The following is a 22,208-nucleotide window of genomic DNA, read 5'->3' on the forward strand; positions in this document are numbered from 1 at the left end:
CCTCCATTCGAACCGGTGCGGTTCACTACGCCGCTTGTGTGACGGCGGAGGGGATACGTGACGTCGGGTTAGGGAGTCGCCAGAGCCGGTCCTGGCTTCTCGCCGCTGACCTGCGTGGCGAAGGAACTCTTGCTCCGGCTCCGATTGGAGACAACCAAGGTCACCCTCGCCCGCTACTGCCTCCTCGCCCCGGCGCCGCCGAAGCCCTCGGCTCACTGCGGGAACGCACGCGCCCGAATAGGCGGCCCCTGTCGGGCCGCTCTACTCTCGCCAGGGACCTGGGCCGACCGGCGGTGTGCTCAACTGCCGGGGCGCCGACGCAGCGACGCGTCCTGCAGGGCGGGCGGCACGTAGCCGGTGTCGCGTGCGGAGAGAGTGGTGCCCGGTGGGACGATCTTGTCGATCGCGTCCAGGACATCCGGCGGGAGCGGGGTGGACGCGGCGCCGAGCTGCTGCTCCAGCTGAGCCAGGGTGCGCGGGCCGATGATCGGCGACGTGACGGCCGGATGGGCCAACACGAAGCCGAGAGCCAGCTCGATCAGAGTCAGCCCCGCCTCCTCGGCCAGGAGCGCGAGGGCTTCGACCGCTGCCAGCTTGTCCGCGTTGTCGGCGCTGTCCACGTCGAAGCGCCCCGGCTGGCGGTCGGCACGGCTTGACTGCGGCTGAGGTCCTCCGAACCGGTATCGTCCCGTCAGCCAGCCGCCGGCCAGGGGGCTCCAGGGGATGACCGCGAGCCCGTACCGCTGCGCCACGGGGAGCACCTCGGCCTCGATCCCGCGGGCCAGGATCGAGTAGGGCGGCTGCTCGGCCACGACCCGCTCGCGGTTCCGCTTCTCCGCGATCCACTGCCCCTCGACGATGCGGGAGGCCGGGAAGGTGGAGGTGCCGATGTAGCGGATCTTGCCCTGGTGGGCGAGGTCGGACAGCGCGCCCAGGGTCTCGTCGAAGTCGGTGTCCTCCTCCGGGCGGTGGACCTGGTAGAGGTCGATGTGGTCGGTCCTCAGCCGTGTCAGGCTGGCCTCGACCGCGCGGGCGATCCACCGGCGCGAGTTGCCGAACCGGTTGACGTCGTCGCCCATGCGGCCGTGGAACTTGGTGGCCACGAAGACGTCGTCGCGGCGGCCCACCAGGGCCTTCCCGACGATCACCTCGGACTCGCCCTGGGAGTACACGTCCGCCGTGTCGACGATGTTGATACCCGCGTCGAGCGCGCGGTGGACGATGCCCACGCCGTCCTCGTGGCTGGGGTTGCCGGGGCTGCCGAGGTTCATGGCGCCGAGCGCGAGGGCGCTCACCTGGACGCCGGTGCGGCCGAACGGCCGGTACGGGATGGTCATGCGCTTCCTTCCATGGGTGTGGCTCGCCTTCCAGAGGCCCGGGTCGCCCCGGATTCGGCGAGTTCGTCGACGCCGGCGTCGCCCGCGGTGCGGTACGCGTCCCACAGGCGCCGGTACGGGCCGTGCGCCGCCAGCAGTTCTTCGTGGGGGCCCGCTTCGACGACCCTGCCCCCGCTCAGGACGACCACACGGTCGGCTCGGGCGGCGGTGGTGAGCCGGTGCGCGACGACGAGGGTGGTGCGCCGCCGGGTGAGCGCGGCCGTCGCGGCTGTCACCCGGCGTTCGCCGGCCAGGTCGAGCGAGGCGGTCGCCTCGTCGAGCAGCAGGATGTCCGGGTCGACCAGCTCGGCTCTTGCGAGTGCGAGCAGTTGGCGCTGGCCGGCGGACAGGCCGCGACCGCGCTCACCGACCTCGGTCAGGTAGCCGCGAGGCAGGCCGGCCACCATCTCGTGCGCGCCGACCGCGCGTGCCGCCGCTTCCACCTCCGCGTCGGTGGCGTCCGGGCGGCCGTAGGCGATCGCGTCGCGGACCGTGGCCCCGAGCAGGTGCGGATCCTGGGGGACGACGCCCAGGCGGTGCCGGTACGCGGCCGGATCCAGTTCGCGCAGGTCGGTGCCGTCGATGCGGACGGCGCCGGTGGTCGGGTCGTAGAAGCGGGCCACGAGCTTGACGATCGTCGACTTGCCCGCGCCCGTGGTGCCGACGAGCGCCACCGTCTGACCCGGGGCGACGCGCAGGCTCACCTCGTCGAGCACCGCGTGCTCGCCATCGCGGTAGGCGAACGAGACGCGGTCGAACTCGATCTCGCCACACAGTTCACCCACGGGCAGCGGTCGTGCGGCGGTCGGGGTGCCGATCGTTTCTCGCATGAGGGCCCGCAGGCGGCCAAGGCCCACGACGGCCTGCTGGTAGCCGTCGAAGACCTGCGCCAGTTGCTGGATCGGCGAGAAGAACAGGTCGACGTAGAGGAGGAACGCGATGAGGGTTCCGGCGCTCAGTGCTCCGTCGCGGACCTGTCCGGCGCCGACGACCAGGACCGCGGCGGTCGTGGCCGTGCTGAGGAACTCCACGAACGGGAAGAAGGTCGCCATCAGCCGCTGGGCCCGCAGTCTGGCATCGCGGAACGCCCACGCGAGGCGGGCGAAGTCCCGCTGGTTTCGGGCTTCGCGACCGAAGGCCTGGGTGACCCGGACCAGCGCCACGTTCTCCTGGAAGTACGCGTTGACGGCGCTGACGCGCTCGCGCGCCTCCAGATAGGCGGGAACCGACCGGGAGCGGAACAGCGCCGCGGCGCCGACCAGGACCGGCAGCGCGACCAGAACAACGGCGGCGAGTCGGGCGTCGATCGCCAGTAGGGCGACGAGCACTCCGGCGATCGTCAGCAGCGAGACCACGAGGGTCACCAGGCCGGTCTGCAGGAACCCCGACAGCGCGTCCACGTCGGTGGTCATCCGGGTCATGATGCGGCCGCCGAGCTCGCGCTCGTAGTAGTCCAGGCCGAGCCGCTGCAGCTGGGCGTAGGTGCGCACGCGCAGGGTGTAGAGGAGACGCTCGCCGGTGCGGCCGGTCACCCGCACCTGGACGACGTTGACCAGCCAGTCGAGCAGGACGACCCCGGCCGCGGCCGCGGCGATCAGCAGCAGGGTGCCCTGTGCGTGCCGGACGACACCGGTGTCGACGCCGCGCCGGATCAGGACCGGGACGGCGATCTGGGCGAGCGCGTCCGCGCCGACGAGCGCCAGTCCGGCGAGCAGGGGGCCGCGGAAGGGCCGCACCAGTGACCGGAGCCCGAAGCCCGGATCCGCAGCACGCGCCTGCTCGGGCCGCACGTCCGGGTCGGCCTGCGCTGCCGGGAGTGCGGCCAGCCGGGCCAGGAGCTCCGGACTGGGCGGGGCGCCGCCGAGCAGGCCGGCGCCGTGCCCCAGGCCGCCGGGCCCGGCCCCCGCCGCGGCCTGCGCGTAGCCTGCGGCGACCCGTGCGCCGACGTCCCCGGCGCTCCTGGCCTCGTCGGCGTTCGACGCCCGTTCGCTCCAGAGCCGTTCGGTGATCCCGCGCGGGCGGGGAGCTTCGGCGGCCGCGGCCTCGTCCACGCCGATCTCGCCGGGCTGTTCGTCCGGGGAGAGCAGCGAGCGGTACAGCGGGCTGCGGGCCTGGAGCTCCGCCGTCGTGCCGACGTCGACAACCCAGCCGCCGTCGAGCACGGCGACCCGGTCGGCGAGTTCCAGCGTCGAGGCGCGGTGGGCGATGATCAGCGTCGTCCGTTGCCGGGCCACCTGGTGCAGCCCGGCGTGGATGTCCGCCTCGACCTGGGCGTCGATCGCGGAGGTGGCGTCGTCGAGGACCAGCACGTCGGGGTCGCGCAGGATGGCGCGGGCGAGCGCGATGCGTTGGCGCTGACCGCCGGAGAGTGTCAGGCCCTGTTCGCCAACCATCGTGGCGTAGCCGTCCGGCAGCGCGGTGACGAACCCATCCGCCTGCGCCACCCGCGCGGCCCGTCGGATCTCCTCGATCGACGCGTCGGGGCGGCCGTACGCGATGTTGGCCGCGATCGTGTCGGAGAGCAGGTGCGGCTCCTCGAAGACGAAGCCGATCGCGGCCCGCAGGTCTGCGGGCCGTATCCGGCGCACGTCGACGCCGCCGACCCGGACCGTCCCGGCGCGCGGGTCGTAGAAGCGCGGCAGCAGGGAGGCTGCCGTGGACTTGCCTGATCCGGCCGCGCCGACCAGGGCGAGGGTCTCCCCCGGCTCGACCCGCAGCGTGAACCCGTCCAGCAGCGGCGCGGCCGCCGGGTCGTGGCCGAAGACCACGCCGTCCCACTCCAGGGCCGGGGGGCCGTCCGGCAGTCGGTCCGCCACCAGCGGGTCCGTGACGCCCGCCGGCGCGTCGATGATGTCGAGCACCCGCTCGGCACCGGCGCGGGCCTGCTGCCACACCGTCAGCAGGGTGGCCACCTGGCGCACCGGGGCCACGAAGGAGCCGAGGTAGGTGCTGAAGGCGAGGAAGGTGCCGAGCGAGATCTCGCCGTGCAGGGCCAGCCAGCCGCCCAGGGCGAGCACGGCGACCTGGCCGAGCGCCGGGACGGCCTGGAGGGCGGGGTTGTACCGGCTGGTGAGCCGGGCGACGCGGACCCGGGAGGCGAACAGGCCGCGGGCCCGCTGTTCCAGCGCGGCCAGCTCGCGCTGCTCCTGCCCGAAGCCCTTGACGACCCGCACCCCCGCGACGGCGGCCTCCACCACGGAGGCGACCTCGGCCGCCTCCTGCTGTGCGTGCCAGTTGGCGGGGAACAGGTCCTGGCGGGAGCGGACAGCGATCAGCCACAGCGCCGGCCCGACGACCAGGGCCACCAGCGTCAGGGGCAGCGACAACGTCGCCATCAGCACCACCGACACCACGAACATCAACGCGTTGCCGCACATGTTCGGCAGGAACTGCAACAGCATCTGGATGAGCGTCACGTCAGAGATGGCCCGGCTGACGACCTGCCCGGTGGGCAGCTCGTCCTGTCCTGGTCCGTCCAGGCGCAGCAGCGCGGCAAGGACGTCGTTGCGCAGGTCGTACTGCACGCCGAGCGACACCCGTCCGGAGCAGTACCGGCGCAGGAACCCGCCCGCGAAGCGCACCGCGCCGAGTCCGAGAAGCAGCAGCACCCACGGCGTCAGGTGCGCGGTCGGCACGTCCACGCGGTCCACGACGTCACGCAGGACCATGGGCAGCGCGGCGGTCGCCACGGCCGCGACCAGGGCGGCGCCGTAGGTCCACGCCAGGTCGGCCCGGTGGCGCAGGCAGTATCCGGCCAGCCGGCGCGCCCACCCGGGTGTCCGTGACCCGGCCGTCTCCGGTGCCGGGTCGGCCGTCGGACCGGACGTCCTACAGGAAGGCTGGGTCACGCGGACACACCGACGGTCGACGTGGTGGCGTACTGGTTCACGGGACGCGGCAAGCCGTAGTGCTCGCGCAGAGTGGTGCCCTCGTAGTCGGTGCGGAACAGGCCGCGCTCGCGCAGGATCGGCAGCACCTTCGCGACGAACACCTCCAGCCCGGACGGCAGCACCGCGGGCATGACGTTGAACCCGTCGGCCGCGCCGTTCTCGAACCAGTGCTGGATCGTGTCGGCCACCTGGACGGGCGTGCCGGTGAAGGTGCGGTGGCCGCGGCCTCCGCCGAGGCGCCCGATGAGCTGCCGCACCGTCAGGTTCTCGCGCCGGGCGAGCTCGACGATCAGGGTGTAGCGGCTCTTGGAGCCCTCGACCTCGTCCTCGGTGGGGAGGTCCGCAGGCAGCTGCTCGTCGAAACGCAGCCGTTCCGGTTCCACCTTCAGCAGCGTGGCGAGCTGTTCGCGGGCGTACTCGGGCCGGATCAGCCGGTCCAGTTCGGCTTCGAGCTCCCGGGCTTCGGCCTCGGTGTCGCCGATCACCGGGACGATGCCGGGAAGGATCTTGACGTGCTCGGGGTCGCGTCCGGCGGCGACGGCGCGGCGCTTGACGTCGGCGTAGAAGGCCTGGCCCTCGGCGAGGGTCGGCTGGGCGGTGAAGACCGCCTCCGCCCAGCGGGCGGCGAAGTCCTTGCCGCTCTCGGACGAGCCGGCCTGGACCAGCAGCGGGTAGCCCTGCGGGGAGCGGCGCACGTTCAGCGCCCCCTCGACGCTGAAGAACCGGCCCCGGTGCTCGGCCGGGCGCACGCGCTCCGCGAGAGCGTGCACGCCGGTGTCCTTGTCCGCCACCAGAGCCTCGTCGGCCCAGCTGTCCCAGAGCTTGGTGGACACCTCCAGGAACTCCGCAGCCCGCTCGTAGCGGGTGCGGTGCAGCGGCTGGCCCTCCAGGCCGAAGTTGCGCGCCGCGGCGTCACCGGCGGTGGTGACGATGTTCCAGCCCGCGCGGCCGCCCGAGAGGTGGTCGAGCGACGCGAAGCGGCGGGCCAGGTTGTAGGGCTCGTTGTAGCTGGTCGAGGCGGTGGCGATGAGGCCGATGCGGGTGGTGCCGGCGGCGAGGGCCGCGAGCAGCACCGTCGGCTCCAGCTTGCCGGACGGGCGCCGGCCCGGGTCGCCCCAGAGCGAGGGGCTGTCGGCCAGGAAGACCGAGTCGAACTTCGCGTCCTCGGCGATGCGGGCGAGCCGCTGGTGGAAGCCCAGGTCCAGGTCGGCGGTCGGGTCTGACTCCGGCAGCCGCCAGGAGGCCTCGTGGTGCCCGGTGTCGTGGATGAACAGGTTGAAGTGGAGCTGCTTGGGCATGCGGGGTCCCTCTGGGGTGTCGTGGGCGTCGTACGCGTCCCGGGGTGGTCAGGGCGTGGGGCGCGTGGCGGCGGGGTCGAGCGATCGGAAGGTGCTCGCGTGGAAGACGAGGGGGTCAACGGCCGGGTCGGCGCGCAGGTCGTGGACTCGGAGCACGAGGATGTCGTGGTCCCCGGCCCGCACCTCCTGCTCGACCGAGCAGTCGAACCAGGCACTCGCGCCGTCCAGCAGCACGGCGCCGTCCGGGGTCGCCCGCCACGCGACGCCGGTGAACCGGTCCTCGGCGGGACCGGCGAGGCGCCGGCACAGGGGCCCGTGGTCGGAGGCGAGCACGCTGATGCCCAGACGTTCGGCCCGGCGCAGGGCGGGCCAGGTGCTGGAGCTGTGTGCCATGCACACCGACACCAGCGGCGGTGTGAGGGACACGGTCGTGAAGGAGCTGGCGGCCATGCCGACCGGCCGTCCCCCGACGACGGCGGCGACGGCCGTGACGCCCGTGGGGAACGCGCCGTAGACGGCGCGCAGGGATGTGGTGTCGTGCAGGAGCGCCGTCATGCGGGAACCTCCATGGGCGTGGTCGAGCGGCTGGAGGTCGGGGCGTTCTGTCTCAGCAGGGGGAGCAGCTGGTCGCCGACGCGGGCGATCTCCTGCTTGTAGGGCGTGTCGGACAGCACGAAGTGCGAGACCCCGAGCGCGCGATAGCGGTCCAGGGCGTCGGCGACGTCCTGCGCGGAGCCGACCAGCCAGGTGGTGCCGGCTCCCCCGCCCCCGTACCGGCCCGGCGCGGTGTAGAGGCAGCTGTCCAGCACCTCACCGCGTGCGGCCAGATCGAGCAGGCGGCGCTGGCCGACCGCCGTCCGGCGCTGGGGTGCCTCCGGGTCGTGAGCGCCCTGCTGCGCCATCGCGGCGATCTTCTCCTCGGCGGCGCGCCACGCCTCCTCGGTCGTGTCCCGCACCAGGGTGGTCACCCGGAGCCCGAACTCCAGGGGTGCGTGGCGGCGTTCGACGCTTTCGCTGAGCGAACGCAGCCGCTCGATCCGCTCGGCGACGCCGTCGAGTGGCTCCCCCCAGAACAGTTGGACGTCGGCCTCCCGCGCGGCGACCTGCTCGGCGGCCGCGCTCGCACCGCCGAAGTACAGCCGCGGATGCAGCCCCTCCTCGGTTCCCCACGGCCGGGGCCGGACGGTGGAGTCGTCCAGCCGGTAGTGCTCGCCGTGGAAGGTCACCTGCTCCTCGCTCCACAGGCGCCGCACCAGGCGCAGGAACTCCAGGGTCCGGTCGTAGCGGCGGGACTGGTCGAACTCGCCGTCGCCGTAGGAGGCGGGGTTGTCCAGTCCGCTGACGACGTTGACCAGGACCCGGCCCCGGCTGAGCTGGTCGAGCGTGGCGGCGGCCGAGGCGAAGTTGGCCGGGTGCCAGTAGCCGGGCCGGATCGCGATCAGCGGCTTGAAGGACGTGGTGCGGGCCGCGAGGGCCGCCGCGACGGTGAAGGTGTCGGGTCGGCCCCAGCCGGTGCCCAACAACGCTCCGGACCAGCCGTGGTCCTCGACCGCCTGGGCGAGTTCGGTCGAGTGGTCGAGGGTTCCCCAGCCGTCGTGCGTGTCGTCGCCGCGGTGCCCGGGTTCGACGGTGTTCGGGATGTACCAGAGGTACTCGCCCACCTCAGTCCTCCCCTCGGTGCCCCGTGGCCCCGGCCGGCACGGCGGCCGTCGGCTCACCGTCGGGGCGCACCCCGAGCGCGGCCAGCAATCGCTCGCGGTACTCGCCGAGCTGCGGGTCCCGGTAGGACCGGGGGTGGGGCAGGTCGATGGTCAGGTCGACGGCGATCCTGCCGTGTTCGAGCACGAGGACGCGGTCCGCGAGCGCGGCGGCCTCGTCGACGTCGTGGGTGACCAGGAGCACGGACGGGTGGTGGCGCTGCCACAGTTCGCGCAGCAGGGTGTGCATGCGGATCCGGGTCAGCGCGTCCAGCGCCCCGAACGGTTCGTCGGCGAGCAGGAGTTCGGGTTCGCGGACCAGGGAGCGGGCCAGCGCCGCGCGCTGCTGTTCGCCTCCGGAGAGCTGACCGGGCCAGGCGGTCTCGCGTCCGGCGAGGCCGACCTCGGCGAGCGCGGCCCGGCCCCGCTCGGCCGCGTCACGACCGTCGGCGTCCCGCTTGCCGACGCCGAGCAGGACGTTGTCCAGCACGCGGCGCCAGGGCAGCAGCCGGGAGTCCTGGAAGACCACCGACACCCGTTCCGGGGTGGACAGTTCGCCACTTCCAGCGGTGTCGTGGTCCAGGCCGGCGATGGCCCGCAACAGGGTGCTCTTGCCCGAACCCGAGTGGCCAAGGAGGGCAACGAACTGGCCGGGCGGGATGTCGAGGTCGACGCCGTCCAGCACGGTGCGCGGGCCGAACGAGCGGGTCAGACCGGTGAGTCGGACGGCGGGCTGAGTCAGCTGCTGAGCGATCGGCGCCATGCCAGGACCCTCCTTTCCAGGAGACGGACGGCGGAGTCGGAGGCGAAGCCGAAGACTCCGTAGATGAGCAGTCCGAGGACGATGACGTCGGTCTGGCCGTAGTTCTGGGCCTGGAACATCATGTAGCCGAGGCCATTGGTGGCGTTGATCTGCTCCAGGACCACCAGGGAGAGCCAGGAGCCGGTGACGGCCAGGCGCAGTCCGACGAAGAAGCCGGGCAGCGCGCCGGGGATGACGACCTGCCGGACGAACTGCCAGCGGCTGAGCCGGAGCACCTCCGCCAGTTCGACGTAGCGGGAGTCGATGCCCGCCAGTGCAGCGTGCAGGTTCAGGTAGACGGGGATGTAGACGACGATCGCGATGATGACGACCTTGAAGGTCTCGCCGATGCCCAGCCAGAGGATGAACAGCGGGATCAGGCCAAGGGTCGGCACGGCGCGGTTGACCTGCACGGTGCCGTCGATCAGCGCCTCACCGATCCGGCTCAGCCCGGCGGCCAGCGCCAGCAGCACACCGGCCACCAGGCCGATGGCGAAGCCCTGCGTGGCACGCCACAGCGAGGTACCGAGGTCGGTGCGCAGCGTGCCGGCGGTCCACAGATGCCACCCGGTGTGCAACACCGTCCAGGGTGCGGGCAGGATCCGTGGGTCCAGCAGCCCGGCCGCGCTGGCCCCGGCCCAGACGGCCAGCAGGAGCAGCGGGCCGAGCAGCCGGGCGTAAGGGCGGCGGCGGCCCGGCGCCAGCCTGCGGACGCGGGGGCGGCCGGTCGTCGTCACCCGCGGGACCGGCACCGGGCTGGTCGCCACGGGCCGCTCGGGCGCTGTCACCAGGACGGTGGATACATGGTCGGCCATGGTCAGCTCCGGTACTGGGCGGGAACGGCGGCCGCCGCGAGGTGCTCGAAGCGGCGGTCGAACAGGGTCTCGGCCTTGAAGGACTTCACGAAACCGCCCTCGGCGAGCAGGTCGATCGTCTGCTGCTCCCAGGCGATCGCCTCGTCCCAACTCGAAGGAAGCAAAGGCTTGTTGCTGAGCGCGGTCACCTGCTGGGCCTGGGTGAGGCTGATGTTCTGGGTCTTGACGTAGAACTCCTGGTCCCAGACGGCCGGGTTCTCGTAGACCCAGACCAGGCCCTTGGCCCAGATCGGGATGAACGCCGCGATCGCCGCCGCCTTGTCGGCATCGGCCAGCACGTCGGCCGGAGCCCACAGCAGGTTGAGGAGGTCCACGACGTCGGTGGTGATGGTGTGCGCGCCGTCGGCGGCGTACTTGTTGAGGTAGGCGGGCGCCTGCGAGATGGCGAGCGGCGCGATGTCCACCTGGCCGGCCTCCAGCGCGGTGAGGAACTGGTTGCTGGTCAGCGGCACGAGCTGCACGTCCGAGTCCTTCAGCCCGGCCTCGTGCAGCGCACGCAGCAGGACGACGCCCTGCGCCTGCCCCTGGGAGAACGCCAGCTTCTTGCCGGCGAACTGCGCGACCGACGAGATGTCACTGTGGGGCTTGGTGGCGAACAGGTAGGACGGCTTGCGGGTCAGGTCGAGTGCCACGATCCGGGCGTCGTAGCCCTGGAAGTGGGCCTGGATCGGCGGGATGCCCGCGTTGTTGGCCAGGTCGAGGGAGTTGGCACGGAAGGCGTTGATCACGTCCGGGCCCGCGCCGATGTTCGGCCAGGACGAGACCGTGAACGGGATCTGCTTGATCAGGCCGGAGAGCTGGAGTTGGAGCTGCTGGGCGCCGAGCGAGGAGGCGATGCTCAGGCTGGTGCCGGAGGGCACCTTCGTGGGCAGCGCGGCGCTGCTCGACAGAGCGGGCCCGCTGGCGGCGGCGCTGGTGCAGGCGCTGAGGCCGAGCGCTGCACCGGCGCCGAGCATGGTCTGCAGGAACAGTCTTCGGTTCGGGGCGGAGAGGCCCTGGGGTGCGGACACGGATGTGCTCTTCCTTCCGGTCGGTTGCGCGGTGCGGTGTCGGTGGGCGTGGGAGCCCGGTGCCGGCCGGGTCGGTCGGCACGGCACCGGGGTGGAATCGGCCGTGCGGCTGCGTCAGGACGCGACGGCGACGCGGTGGTCGGCGGTGAAGGGGCGCCCGGCGAGCAGCTCGGACTCGCGTCCGTCCGGGCCGAGGGGGACCTCGCCGATCAGGGTGACCCGGTGCAGGCGGCGCTCGACGTCGAGGTGCTCCAGATCGCGCGGGGCCAGGTGGGCGGTGGCGCGGTTGTCCCAGAAGGCGACGTGTCCGGCCTCCCAGCGGAAGCGCACCGTGTACTCGGGCCGGGTGATCTCGGCGTAGAGCAGGTCCAGGATGCGCTTGCTCTCGGCCGCCGTGACGTCGACGATGTGGCTGGTGAAGACAGGGTTCACGAACAGCGCGCGCTCCCCTGTCTCGGGGTGGACCCGCACCACGGGGTGGACGGCCACCAGCAGGTTGTCGTTGATCCGGCGGGCGTAGTCGCTGTCCCCCTCCGGCTGGCGACCGCCGCCGTAGCGGTGCTCGGCGCGCAGGGTGTCCACGAAGGCGCGGACCGGCGCGGACAGGCCCTCGTAGGCGGCGACGAGGTTGGTCCACTGGGTGTCGCCGCCGACCTCGGGGACGATCTCGGCCCGCAGGATGGACCCGGAGGGCGGATTCACGGCGGCGGTGACGTCGGTGTGCCAGCCGTCGGTGTAGCTGTACTGGCGCTTGCGGTACTCGTCGCGGAAGTCCTTGCCGTAGCGCTCCTCGAAGCGGCGCGGGTCGACGGTGAAGATCTCCGGGTGGTCCGCAGGCGGCGCGTCGTCGTGCGGGTGGGCGTAGGTGAGCTCGCCGAACTGGCGGGCGAAGGCGATCTGGGCGGCGTGGTCAAGGGTCTGGCCGCGGAAGAAGACCACCTTGTGCCGGTGGAGCGCCTGCTTGACGGTGTCGACGGCCTCGGCGGACAACGACTGGGCGAGGTCGACGCCGTCGATGTCGGCACCGATGTGACCGGCGACCGGACGGACGGTGGGCGTGCTCATGGGGAGGTCCCTTCGGTGATGGACGGTGTGCGGGGTCGGCGGCCCGGTGCCGTGGCATGGCACGGCATGGCATGGCACGGCACGCCGGTGCAGTGGCACGGTGGAGCGCACTGGCACGGCAGCCCCACGGGACACGGCAGTGCCGGGGCACAGCGAAGAGGTGCCGTGGCGCTACTCCGGGGCAGACAGGCCCGGCGTACGCGGGGCTCGCACAGGTGGCAGACGCCACCCCGGCGTCACTGCGGTGAGGACGGGAGCGGACGCGCGGCTGTCAGCGCCGCGCGCGGCGCAGGCGGGAGGGCGTCCGTGACAGGCCGGTCAGCAGACGCGACAGCGCAGGCCGGCGAAGTGGTGCGCGCGGAAGGCGTTCACGGTGAGCCGCTGTGCGGCGTCCCGGATCGTGGCCTTGTGCTGCGCTTCCATGCCCGCAGTCTGTCGCTCGGAAGGCCGCCGGGACAACGGTTTCTGGCGGCGTGGAAGAAACTCCGCGCGGATGTGCCTCACCGGGCTGCTCCGGCCGTGCGCAGCCCCAGCGGGTCCCGGTAGACCGCCGCGAGCACTGGCACGGCGGCGGCCACAGCGAGCGTGTCCGTGCCGAAGGACCCGCCCCGGACCACGCCGTCGGCGCCGCCGAGCTCCCGACTCAGTTCGGGGAGCAGCGCCGGGAGCCGAAGCGTGACGGCCTCCGTCACCACCACGGCGTCAGGACTGATCACGTCGAGCATCGGCCGGACCGCTCGGGCGACCATCCGCAGTCTGGACCGGCACAGCTCCAGGGCGCCCGGATCGCCCTCCGCCGCGGCCCGCAGCAGCAGGAGCAGGTCGGCATGTGGGGTGATGCCGTCGGCCGCGGCGCGCTCGGCGACGGCGTTGTCGGACACCGTCACCTGAAGGCAGCCGGTGCGACCGCAGGGGCACGCCTGCGCCGACCCGGGAACGGGCAGGTGAGCGATGCCGCCCGCACCGTGCCGACGGCCCCGCAGCAGGACACCGCCGGTGGCGATGGCCGCGTCCACGGCGTTGCCCACGAACAGGTGGACCAGAACGTTCTCCTCGGCCTGGCGTGCCTGGCCGAACAGCAACTCGGCATGGGCGAGGGCCCGGGCATGACCCTCGACGTGTACGGGTAGGCGGACCGTCTGCTCCAGGGCGCGTCGCAACCACACGTCGCGCCAGCCGAGCGCGGCGTTCTCGACGAGCACACCCGCGTCCGGATCCACCCAGCCGCCGGTGACCACACCCAGCCCGAGCACGGAGCGCCCGTGTGCGTGCCGGCGCAGAAAGCCCGGCAGCCGAGCCGCGACCTCCGCGAGGACCGCGTCCGGGCGCCGCGCCCTCGGCGCGTGTTCGGTCGCGACCACGCGCCCGCGCAGATCGGTGAGCGAAAAGGTCAACCGCGGCACCGCGATGTGCACGCCCGCCGCGACGTGGTACGAGGTGTCGATGTCGAGCGGGATGCGGGGACGGCCGGGACGGGGCGGCTCGACGGGTTCCGGCGGCTGCCACACCAGTCCCATCGCGAGCAGGTCGGCCGCGTGGCGCGACACGGCGGCCGCGCTCTGTCGGGTCCGCCGGACGATCGCTGTGCGGGCGAGGGGCCCTTGGTCCAGGACAGCCCGCAGGACGGCGGCGGCTCCGTCCGTCTGCTCAGCAGCGGAGTGGGTACCGGGCGTCGCGACGAGTGCTGGCAGCATGATGATCCTCTGTCCGGGGTCGGCCACGTGGCAAGGTGGTAACCCGGGTGCTGAGGTGCGCAGATCCTGGGTCTACCGGATGCGGCGACAGTTCGACGACGTCATGTGCCGCATGCTCGCAAGCCCGGTGAGGACCGGTCAATGGACCACGGTTACGGGCTCGTGGCGGTTCTGCGAAGCGGCCACCACGACGTCCCCGACCGGCCATGGTCCGTGGCTCACCATCAGGTCGGCAGACCGCGACCCGCCCGGACCGGTGAGGGAGGGGCGGCCGCTGCCCGTGCGATGCGTGTCCGTCCTTGAGGATCACCGACCCGGCAGGGCCGAGTGACGCAACTGCGGTGGGAGCAACAGTACTTCCAGGGCACGGGCGCAGGAGCGAGCGTGGGCCAGGAACCACGGCAGGCGGTCGTCGGTGAGCACGTCGGGCGTGCTGCGCAGCGCGAGCGCCGCGTGCACATGACCTGTGGCCTCCAGCACCGGGACCGCGAGGGTCCGCACACCGTGCACGGACTCACCGTCGTTGAGGGCGTACCCGCGTTCGCGGACCCGCCCCAACTCCTCTTCCAGCGCCACCGGGTCCGTGATGGTGCGGTCCGTCAGGGCCGGCATCGGCAGTGACCGCAGGTCTCCCTCGCCGGGACGGGCCCAGGCCAGCAGTACCTTGCCGAGTGCGGTGGAGTGCAGCGGTCGGCGCAGGCCCAGGCCGGTCGCCGGGTTGACCGAACCGCCGACCAGGATGACGGCGTGGTCGCCGCCACGGATGGCGAGGTCCGCCGTGGCGCCGGTGCTGCGGGACAGGTCGGCGAGTTCCGGGGCGGCCCGGTGCATGCCGCGTTGGTGGAGCGAGAGTTGGCCCAGTTCCGCCACGAGCGGACCGATCCGGTAGCGGGCGGTCTGCTCGTCCTGTTCCAGAACGTCCGCCGCGACCAGGGTACGGGCGAGGCGGTGGGTGGTGGAGACCGACAGACCCATGCGGCGGGCCAGCTCCGACACGCTCAACGCGCCCGCGTTGTCGTGGAAGCACTGCAGCAGTCCCAGAGCCCGGGTGACCGCCTGGGCTCCGGCCGGAGCGCTGGTGGATGTCATGACCCAAGCATGGTCAGCGATTCCATCATCTGGCAACTATTGCGTCGATGTGAACCCCTGTGACCTGCTGCGAAGCATCTGTCAGCCGACAGATCCCACGATATGGAAAGACTTGCTGGGGGCCCCGGACGCGTGCCAGCCTCCTTCCACCACCACTCGACAGCCAGGACCGGAAGGGAGCAGATCGCGATGACGACGACTCGTGTGCTGTGCCCGGTCGCCTCGCCGTCCACGTGCGGGTGTTCGCACGGGTGCTGTTGTCGCACCGCCTCTTGCCGCTGACCGCGCGCTGTTCTCTCCCGCGTCCTCCAGCGCCGCTTCCCGCTTTCCATGTGGTGAGGCGCCGCGCCCACGCACCCACACTTCTCCTTCCGTTCCTGGAGCTCCCGTGTCCACTCTGGACGAGATCTGGTTCACCCGCTGCCCCGTCCCCACCGCGACCGGCATCGCGGCCGATCGCGGCACCCTGGCGGCCGAGTTCGCTCCGGACGGCATCGCCGTCCGTTCCCTGCAGGAGCTGCACGAAGCGGCGGAGAACAGCGACCTGGCCCGCGCCCACTACACCCACGAACTGACCGGGCTCTTCCGCGAGGGCGGCAACGTCCCGGCCCTGTGGGCCCGTTCGCGGGGCGAGGCCACCCGGGTCGTCGCGCTCACCTGGATCGAGGAACGCCAGGCGATCCTGGTCCGCGAGGACAGCGACCTGCACCATCCCCGGCAACTACGCGGCGCCCGGCTGGCCGTGCCCCGCCACGCGATCGACATCGACTTCTGGCGGGCCATGGCCCTGCACGGCCACGCGGGCGCGCTCGCCCTGGCCGGGCTCACGCTGGACGACGCCGAGGTGGTCGACGTCGACGGGGTGCGCCGCGGACAGTGGGAGGGCGAGCTCTCGGCGCTGCGCGACGGACGCGTGGACGCCGTCTACGTCAAGGGCGCCGTCGCCGTCGAGACCGCCCGTCGCTACGGCGCCCGCGTCGCGATCGACCTCGACGCCGCCCCCGACCGACGGCACCGGGTCAACAACGGGACGCCCCGGCCGATCACCGTGCACCAGCGACTGCTGGACGAACACCCCACCGTCGTGGCCCGGTTCCTGGCCGTACTCCTGGAGTCGGCCGACTGGGCCGCGGGCAACGGCACCGACCTGGCCCGGATCCTGAGCCTTGAGACCGGCGCCGGGGCGGAGGGCGTGGCCGGGGCCTACGGCCCTGGCACCGCGGGCAGCCTCCAGCTCTCCCTGTCCGAGGAACGCCTCGACCTGCTCGCCCAGCAGGAGCGCTTCCTGCGGGCGCAGGGCTTCCTGTCCGCCCGCGTGGACATCCGGACCTGGGCCGCCCATGAGCCCTTGCGCGAGGCACTGCGCCTCCGCGCAGCCAGTTCGACAGCGCCCTCCGCGTCGTCACCCGTCTGAGCGCGCCGCCGTCCCGACCCCCGGCACCCCCCACCCGGACCCAGCCGCTCCCCCTCGCGCATCCCCGTCCGAACTCCGCCCGCCCCCTCTTGGAGCCCGCCGTGAAAACCCGTCCCGTCCTCCTCTCTGCCACCGCCCTCCTCGCCGGGCTCGGGCTGGCCGCCTGCTCTTCCGGCGCCACTGTCACGAGCAGCGGCCAGCCCGGAGCGGATGCCACGAACATCACCGTGCGCATCCCCGACCAGGGGAACTCCGGCATCCTCGCCCTGGGACGCAAGGACGGCTCGCTGGCCAGAGCGCTGGCCAAGGTGCACGCCAAGGTCGTCTGGACCGGCACCGCAGGCGCCTTCGCCCCGGCCGCCCAGGAACTGGACGCCAACGCCCTGGACGTCGCCGAGGGTTCGATCACCTCCGCGACCGCGGCGTTGGCACAGAGCCCCGGCTTCAAGCTCTTCGCCGCCGTCGCACCGGACCGGCTGGGCGAGGGCATCCTGGTCAAGAACAACTCCGGCATCACCTCCGTCAAGGACCTGGTCGGGAAGAAGGTCGCCGTCTGGCACGGCGGCACCAGCGAGTACCTGCTGCTCAAGGCGCTTCAGCAGAACGGCGTACCGGTCGGCTCCGTCACCCGGGTCTACCTTCAGCCCAACCAGATCGGCCCGGTGTTCAACTCCGGCCAGGTGGACGCCTGGTCCACCTGGGCCAGCTTCTCCGTGCCGCAGATCGCCGACCACGACTCGCACTTCCTGGTCACCGGCGACCAGGTCGGATCGTTGAACTACGCCGTCTGGGCGGTGCGCACCGGCTTCGCCGACCAGCACCCCGCGGTGGTCAAGGCGCTCTACGCCTACCTCCACGACGCCGGGCTCAAGCAGCAGCAGAACCCCGCCGCCTACCTGAACGTGAACACCACCAGCGGCCCGGAGGCCGTCAGCGCCGCCCAGCAGGCCGTGGAGCTCCCGATCGACAAGGCGCTGGGCACCGCGCAGCCGATCGACGCGACGGCACTGAACGACTTCCACACGGTGGCCCAGTTCTTCGCCGACCAGAAGATCACCAAGGGCTTCTTCGACGTCAAGCCCTCCGTCATCGACGTGACCTCCCTCCCTGCGAGCGCCGGATGAGCGCCGTGAGCGCCGCTGCGGGAACAACAGAAACCCCCGCGACGGTGAACGCCGGCCTGGTCGCCCCACGCCCGCGTGCCGTCCGGCCTCGTCGCCCGGGTGTCGGCGTCGCGCTACGCCTCGCCGGCCCACTGGTGCTGCTGGTGGCCTGGTGGGCCGCCTCGGCGAGCGGGGCGTTGAACCCGGCCCTGCTCGCCTCACCGGGCCAGGTGCTCGCCGCGGTCCGCGAACTGTGGACCGGCGGGCAGCTCGGCGACGCGCTCGCGGTCTCGCTCACCCGGGCCGGACTCGGCCTCGCCATCGGCGCGACCATCGGTCTCGTCCTCGGCGTCATCACCGGATTCTCCCGGGTGGGCGAGGAACTACTCGACTCCTCGGTGCAGTTGCTGCGCACGATTCCCTTCCTCTCGCTCGTGCCGCTGTTCATGGTGTGGTTCGGTATCGGCGAGACCGCCCGTGTCGTCCTGATCGCGGTGGCGACGAGCTTCCCGATGTACGTCTCCGCCTCCGGTGGCGTCCGCTCCACCGACCGAAAGCTGGTCGAGGCGATGCGCAGCTTCGGGCTCGGCCGGCTCGCGCTCGTGCGCGAGATCGTGCTGCCCGGCGCGCTGCCCGCGCTGCTCTCCGGCCTGCGCCTGTCGATGACACTGAGCGTCATCGCCCTGATCGCGGCCGAGGAGATCAACGCGACCGCCGGGATCGGCTACCTGATGTCCACCGCGCAGGAGTACTCCCGCACCGACATCCTCACCGTCTGCATTCTCATCTACGCGCTGATCGGCCTGCTCGCGGACGGCACCGCCCGGCTGCTGGAACGGCTGCTGATGCCGTGGCGCGCCCAGGGAGCCCGCCGATGAACCAGACCATATCCCCAGCCACCGACAACGTGACGACAACCCAGGCCCAGAACACGCCTTCGAGTGGCCCGGCCGTGCACATCCGCGGCCTGCGCCGCACCTTCACCGCACCGGACGGCACCCCGCGCCACGTACTGGACGGCCTGGACCTCGACATCGCCCGCGGCGAGTTCGTGGCCCTGCTCGGTGCCAGCGGCACCGGCAAGACGACACTCCTGCGGATCCTCGGCGCGCTGGACGGCCACGACGAGGGCACGGTCCTCGTGCCGCCGTCACGGACCGTCGTGTTCCAAGAGCCGCGGCTAGTCCCCTGGAAGCGCGTGCTGGCGAACGTCGTCGTCGGCCTGCCGCGCGGTGCGCAGGTGCGCGAGACCGGGCGGCAGGCGCTGGCGGAGGTCGGCCTGGGTCGGCACGCAAAGGCCTGGCCCGCGACGCTGTCGGGCGGCGAGGCCCAGCGGGTCGCGCTCGCGCGGGCGCTGGTACGCGAGCCCGAACTGCTGCTGCTGGACGAGCCCTTCGCCGCGCTGGACGCGCTGACCCGGCTGCGGATGCAGGACTTCGTCGGCGAGCTGTGCCGGGTGCACCGGCCCGCGGTGCTGCTCGTCACCCACGACGTGGACGAGGCCATCCGCCTGGCGGACCGGGTCGCGGTGCTGCGCGACGGTCGCCTGGTCACCGACGAACGCATCGGCCTCGACCATCCGCGCGACGCCGGCCACCCCCGCTTCGCCTCCCTCCGCTCCCGCCTCCTCGCCGACCTCGGCGTCCAAGCCCCGGCCGCCAGCCCGAAGTCGCACCCCGCTGACCAGGAGAAGCCCGCATGACCGTCAACATCGGCGTCCACGACGCCAACCCGTCCCTGTACCACCTCTCCCGACTCGGCCTGCTCGAACAGCTGCTGGAACCGCTCGGCGAGACCGTGGCCTGGCACCAGATCGGCGGACTGGCCACCGCCCGGGCCCTCGCCGACGGCACCATCGACTTCGGCGGCACCGGCTCCACCCCGCCGCTGTCCGCGCAGGCCGCCGGGCTGGACCTGGTCTACGCCGCCGTCTCCGCGCCCCGCCCAGGCCACGGCGCCCTGCTGGTCCGCGCCGACAGCGACATCGAGAGCCTGGCCGACCTCAAGGGGCGGACCGTCCATCTGGCCGTCGGGTCCTGGCAGACCCACTTCCTCGGCGAGTCCTTGGCTGCGCACGGTCTCTCCTACGGCCGCGACATCACCGCCGCACGCTCCACCGCCGACTCCTACCGGCGTCTGCTGGACTGCTCGGTGGACGCCTGGGTCGCCCAGGGTGCCGAACTGTTCGCCGCACGCCGCGCAGGACGGGTCCGCACGCTCGTCGAGGCCGGGGACGTGATCGCGGACCGCTCGGTCTTCTTCACCCGCCGCGACGTGGCAGACACCCGCGCCGAGCTCGTCGGGCTCATCGTGCGCGCGCTGCAGCACGCCGACGACTGGGCCGCCGCGCACCTCGACGAGGCCGCCGACATCGCCGCAGCCGACCAGGGCGGCACCGCCGCCGACTGGCGCGAGGCCCTGGCCACCCTGCCCTGGCGCCTGGAGCCCGTCTCCGACGCATTCCTCGCGGAGCAGCAGGAGGCGGCCGACATCCTCGCCGAGGCCGGCTTCCTGCCCCGGCCCGTCACCGTCGCCGACGCCCGCCACGCCGCCCTCGACCAGGCCGCCACCTCCGCACTCGCGACCGGGCAGGAGAACTGACCGTGTCCACGACCCGCACCCCCGAGGTCCTGTGGTACCTCATCCCGCGCGAAGGCGCCTACCCCTGGGAGCCGACCGGACGCCGCCCCGTCGACCTCGCCTACCTGCAGCAACTCGGCATCGCCGTGGACCGGCTGGGCTTCGACGGCGCGCTCTTCGCCACCGACCTCTACGACGTGTGGCCGCTCGCCAGCGCCGTCGCCTCGGTCACCCGGCCCTCGTTCAAGCCGCTGCTCGCCGTCCACCCCGGGCTGATCTCGCCCACCCAGCTCGCCAAGATGGCGCTCAGCTTCGCCCACCTCTTCGGCCCGGACCGGCTCCGGTTCAACGTCGTCAACGGCTCCACCGAACAACTGCGGCAGGCGGGGATGCAGTTGGAGCACGACGAGCGCTACCTGCTCAGCGGCGAGTACTGGTCCCTGGTCAAGCGCCTCACCGCGGGCGAGGTCTTCGACCACAAGGGCCGCTTCTACGAGCTCACCGGCGCCGGCGCCAGCCTGCGCGAACTCACCGCGATCCAGGGCGGCACCCACACCCCGCTGTGGTTCGGCGGCTCCTCCGCCCCCGGCATCGAGATGGCCGCCGAGCACGTCGACGTCTACCTCACCTGGGGCGAGCCCCCGCACCTGCTCAAGGAGAAGCTGGAGCACGTCCGCGAACGGGCCGCCGCCCACGGGCGGGAGCTACGACTCGGCCTGCGGCTTCACCTGATCGTCCGGGACACCGAGGACGAGGCGTGGGCCGCCGCCGACCGGCTGCTCGACGTCACCAGCCAGGCCACCTACACCCGCATGCTCGGCGACCCCGACACCCGGGACGGCGAGGGCTGGCAGCGCCAGTTCCGCCAGCACGGCGGCAAGGTGCCCGCGCACGCGCGCGAGCTGGAGAAGCACCCCAACCTCTGGCCCGGCATGAGCCTGTTCCGCCCCGGCCCCGGCACCGCCGTCGTCGGCAGCACCGCGCAGGTGCTGGAGCGGCTCGCTGAGTTCCAGGAGCTGGGCGTGGACACCTTCATCCTCTCCGGCAACCCGCTGCTGGAGGAGTCCTACCGGATCGCCGAGACCATCCTGCCCGCGCTGCGCGGCGGCCTCGCATGACCCTGGTCGAGGACGCCCGCGCACTCGGCCTGGCCGCACTGCGCCGCACCCTGCACGCCTCGCCCGAGGTCGGGCTGCAGCTGCCCCGCACCCAGCGGCTCGTTCTGGACGCGCTCGACGGACTGGGCCTCGACCTGCGCACCGGCACGGCGCTCACCTCCGTGGTGGGCGTCGTGCGCGGCGCGCATCCCGGCCCCACGGTGCTGCTCCGCGCCGACCTGGACGCCCTGCCCTTCCCCGGCGGACCCCGCCACGCCTGCGGCCACGACCAGCACGCCGCCATGCTCGTCGGCGCGGCCCGACTGCTGGCCGCCCGCCGCGACCGGTTGCACGGCGACGTGCTGCTGATGTTCCAGCCTGGCGAGGAGGGTCACGACGGCGCCCGGCTGATGCTCGCCGAGGGCCTGCTGGAGACCACCGGCTCCCGGCCGGTCGCCGCCTACGCCCTGCACTCGGCCGCGGCGGCCCCGCTCGGGCAGTTCGGGAACATCCCCGGCCCCGCCCTGGCCGCGTCCGCGACGCTGGCTGTCACCCTGCACGGCGCCGGCGGCCACGGCGCCTGGCCGCACCGCGCCCGCGACCCCATCCCGGCCACCGGCGAACTCCTGCTGGCGCTACAGACCCTGGTGCCCCGCCAGTTCGACGTCTTCGAACCGGCGATTCTCAGCGTCGGCAGCGTCCACGCCGGCTCCGGTGCGAACATCATCCCCGCCGAGGCCCGCATCGAGGCCACCCTGCGGTCCCTGGACGACGCCGTCCTCTCGCGGCTCGCGCGGGCTGCCGAGCGCGCCGCCCACGGCGTCGCCTCCGCCCACGGCCTGCGCGCAGAGGTCGTGCACACGCCGGGCTACCCGGCCACGGTCAACGACCCCACGCAGGCCGCCGTCGTGGCCGACACCGTCGCCGAACTCTTCGGCCCCGAGCGGTTCGCGCCCGCCCGGCACCCGGGACTGGTCGCCGACGACATCGGCCGGGTGCTGGCCGAGGTCCCGGGCGTCATGACCTCCGTCGGAGCCTGCCCGCCGGACCGCGACCCCGCCACCGCCCCCGGCAACCACGCTCCGGACGCCGTCTTCGACGACGCCGTCCTCCCGGACGGAGCCGCCCTGCTGGCACAGCTGGCGCTCGCGCACCTGAGGCCACCAGGGACGACCCACGCCGGGTGATCCTCGCGCCCCGGCAGACGGCCCGGCCCGC

The 22,208-nt window shown here is 72.8% G+C and carries 18 protein-coding genes; 7 read left to right on the top strand and 11 right to left on the bottom strand.

Annotated elements, in window-relative coordinates; genetic code table 11:
- Window positions 1–299: 299 nt before the first annotated feature.
- From BMY61_RS24590 to BMY61_RS24640, 11 genes are all read right to left on the bottom strand, one after another.
- Complete coding sequence (locus tag BMY61_RS24590; protein ID WP_042444290.1) at window positions 300–1,337, bottom strand: aldo/keto reductase; 1,038 nt, start codon at window positions 1,335–1,337, stop codon at window positions 300–302.
- Window positions 1,334–5,224 (bottom strand): ABC transporter ATP-binding protein, encoded by a 3,891-nt coding sequence (locus BMY61_RS24595; RefSeq protein ID WP_075004047.1) that lies wholly within the window; start codon window positions 5,222–5,224, stop codon window positions 1,334–1,336. Before BMY61_RS24595 ends, BMY61_RS24590 begins: the two co-directional genes overlap by 4 nt.
- Window positions 5,221–6,564: an LLM class flavin-dependent oxidoreductase gene (locus BMY61_RS24600; protein WP_042444292.1), complete on the bottom strand. Its 1,344-nt coding sequence runs from the start codon at window positions 6,562–6,564 to the stop codon at window positions 5,221–5,223. Before BMY61_RS24600 ends, BMY61_RS24595 begins: the two co-directional genes overlap by 4 nt.
- A 48-nt stretch (window positions 6,565–6,612) precedes the next feature.
- Entirely contained in the window at window positions 6,613–7,119 is a 507-nt protein-coding gene (locus tag BMY61_RS24605; protein WP_042444294.1) for a flavin reductase family protein, read from the bottom strand.
- On the bottom strand, window positions 7,116–8,225 hold the full coding sequence (locus BMY61_RS24610) for an LLM class flavin-dependent oxidoreductase (protein ID WP_042444295.1): 1,110 nt from the start codon (window positions 8,223–8,225) through the stop codon (window positions 7,116–7,118). The genes BMY61_RS24605 and BMY61_RS24610 overlap by 4 nt, the downstream gene beginning before the upstream one ends.
- 1 nt (window position 8,226) lies before the next feature.
- A complete protein-coding gene (locus BMY61_RS24615; protein ID WP_042444297.1) occupies window positions 8,227–9,024 on the bottom strand; it encodes an ABC transporter ATP-binding protein in 798 nt (265 codons plus the stop codon).
- Window positions 9,000–9,878 (bottom strand): ABC transporter permease, encoded by an 879-nt coding sequence (locus BMY61_RS24620; protein WP_042444299.1) that lies wholly within the window; start codon window positions 9,876–9,878, stop codon window positions 9,000–9,002. The genes BMY61_RS24615 and BMY61_RS24620 overlap by 25 nt, the downstream gene beginning before the upstream one ends.
- Window positions 9,879–9,880: 2 nt before the next feature.
- Window positions 9,881–10,894: an ABC transporter substrate-binding protein gene (locus BMY61_RS24625; protein ID WP_042444437.1), complete on the bottom strand. Its 1,014-nt coding sequence runs from the start codon at window positions 10,892–10,894 to the stop codon at window positions 9,881–9,883.
- A gap of 168 nt (window positions 10,895–11,062) precedes the next feature.
- On the bottom strand, window positions 11,063–12,013 hold the full coding sequence (locus tag BMY61_RS24630; protein WP_042444301.1) for a TauD/TfdA dioxygenase family protein: 951 nt from the start codon (window positions 12,011–12,013) through the stop codon (window positions 11,063–11,065).
- Between the two features lie 500 nt (window positions 12,014–12,513).
- Window positions 12,514–13,707 carry an ROK family transcriptional regulator gene (locus BMY61_RS24635; protein WP_042444303.1) on the bottom strand — a complete coding sequence of 398 codons (1,194 nt, stop codon included), beginning with the start codon at window positions 13,705–13,707 and terminating at the stop codon, window positions 12,514–12,516.
- A gap of 306 nt (window positions 13,708–14,013) precedes the next feature.
- Entirely contained in the window at window positions 14,014–14,796 is a 783-nt protein-coding gene (locus BMY61_RS24640; protein ID WP_042444305.1) for an IclR family transcriptional regulator, read from the bottom strand.
- A gap of 388 nt (window positions 14,797–15,184) precedes the next feature.
- Here BMY61_RS24640 and BMY61_RS24645 point away from each other — a divergent pair, with 388 nt between their 5' ends.
- From BMY61_RS24645 to BMY61_RS24675, 7 genes are all read left to right on the top strand, one after another.
- Window positions 15,185–16,210 carry an ABC transporter substrate-binding protein gene (locus tag BMY61_RS24645; RefSeq protein WP_042444307.1) on the top strand — a complete coding sequence of 342 codons (1,026 nt, stop codon included), beginning with the start codon at window positions 15,185–15,187 and terminating at the stop codon, window positions 16,208–16,210.
- A gap of 101 nt (window positions 16,211–16,311) precedes the next feature.
- The gene (locus BMY61_RS24650; protein WP_236655914.1) at window positions 16,312–17,334 is read left to right on the top strand and encodes an NrtA/SsuA/CpmA family ABC transporter substrate-binding protein; all 1,023 of its coding nucleotides are present in this window, start codon (window positions 16,312–16,314) and stop codon (window positions 17,332–17,334) included.
- Window positions 17,331–18,191, top strand: coding sequence for an ABC transporter permease (locus tag BMY61_RS24655; protein WP_042444311.1), 861 nt, complete (start codon window positions 17,331–17,333; stop codon window positions 18,189–18,191). The genes BMY61_RS24650 and BMY61_RS24655 overlap by 4 nt, the downstream gene beginning before the upstream one ends.
- Entirely contained in the window at window positions 18,188–19,015 is an 828-nt protein-coding gene (locus BMY61_RS24660; protein WP_082014840.1) for an ABC transporter ATP-binding protein, read from the top strand. The genes BMY61_RS24655 and BMY61_RS24660 overlap by 4 nt, the downstream gene beginning before the upstream one ends.
- Window positions 19,012–19,914, top strand: coding sequence for an ABC transporter substrate-binding protein (locus BMY61_RS24665; protein WP_042444313.1), 903 nt, complete (start codon window positions 19,012–19,014; stop codon window positions 19,912–19,914). Before BMY61_RS24660 ends, BMY61_RS24665 begins: the two co-directional genes overlap by 4 nt.
- Before the next feature lie 2 nt (window positions 19,915–19,916).
- On the top strand, window positions 19,917–21,011 hold the full coding sequence (locus BMY61_RS24670; RefSeq protein WP_042444315.1) for an LLM class flavin-dependent oxidoreductase: 1,095 nt from the start codon (window positions 19,917–19,919) through the stop codon (window positions 21,009–21,011).
- On the top strand, window positions 21,008–22,177 hold the full coding sequence (locus BMY61_RS24675) for a M20 metallopeptidase family protein (protein WP_042444316.1): 1,170 nt from the start codon (window positions 21,008–21,010) through the stop codon (window positions 22,175–22,177). Before BMY61_RS24670 ends, BMY61_RS24675 begins: the two co-directional genes overlap by 4 nt.
- Window positions 22,178–22,208: the final 31 nt, after the last annotated feature.

Origin of the sequence: Streptacidiphilus jiangxiensis, from assembly GCF_900109465.1 — a bacterium.
Classification (GTDB): Bacteria; Actinomycetota; Actinomycetes; order Streptomycetales; family Streptomycetaceae; genus Streptacidiphilus; species Streptacidiphilus jiangxiensis.

Excerpts from the sequence above, each read along its gene's own strand:
- BMY61_RS24590 (WP_042444290.1), bottom strand. The coding sequence starts at position 1,337 with ATGACCATCCCGTACCGGCCGTTCGGCCGCACCGGCGTCCAGGTGAGC.
- BMY61_RS24600 (WP_042444292.1), bottom strand. The coding sequence starts at position 6,564 with ATGCCCAAGCAGCTCCACTTCAACCTGTTCATCCACGACACCGGGCAC.
- BMY61_RS24605 (WP_042444294.1), bottom strand. The coding sequence starts at position 7,119 with ATGACGGCGCTCCTGCACGACACCACATCCCTGCGCGCCGTCTACGGC.
- BMY61_RS24615 (WP_042444297.1), bottom strand. The coding sequence starts at position 9,024 with ATGGCGCCGATCGCTCAGCAGCTGACTCAGCCCGCCGTCCGACTCACC.
- BMY61_RS24620 (WP_042444299.1), bottom strand. The coding sequence starts at position 9,878 with ATGGCCGACCATGTATCCACCGTCCTGGTGACAGCGCCCGAGCGGCCC.
- BMY61_RS24625 (WP_042444437.1), bottom strand. The coding sequence starts at position 10,894 with ATGCTCGGCGCCGGTGCAGCGCTCGGCCTCAGCGCCTGCACCAGCGCC.
- BMY61_RS24630 (WP_042444301.1), bottom strand. The coding sequence starts at position 12,013 with ATGAGCACGCCCACCGTCCGTCCGGTCGCCGGTCACATCGGTGCCGAC.
- BMY61_RS24635 (WP_042444303.1), bottom strand. The coding sequence starts at position 13,707 with ATGCTGCCAGCACTCGTCGCGACGCCCGGTACCCACTCCGCTGCTGAG.
- BMY61_RS24640 (WP_042444305.1), bottom strand. The coding sequence starts at position 14,796 with ATGACATCCACCAGCGCTCCGGCCGGAGCCCAGGCGGTCACCCGGGCT.
- BMY61_RS24655 (WP_042444311.1), top strand. The coding sequence starts at position 17,331 with ATGAGCGCCGTGAGCGCCGCTGCGGGAACAACAGAAACCCCCGCGACG.
- BMY61_RS24660 (WP_082014840.1), top strand. The coding sequence starts at position 18,188 with ATGAACCAGACCATATCCCCAGCCACCGACAACGTGACGACAACCCAG.
- BMY61_RS24665 (WP_042444313.1), top strand. The coding sequence starts at position 19,012 with ATGACCGTCAACATCGGCGTCCACGACGCCAACCCGTCCCTGTACCAC.
- BMY61_RS24675 (WP_042444316.1), top strand. The coding sequence starts at position 21,008 with ATGACCCTGGTCGAGGACGCCCGCGCACTCGGCCTGGCCGCACTGCGC.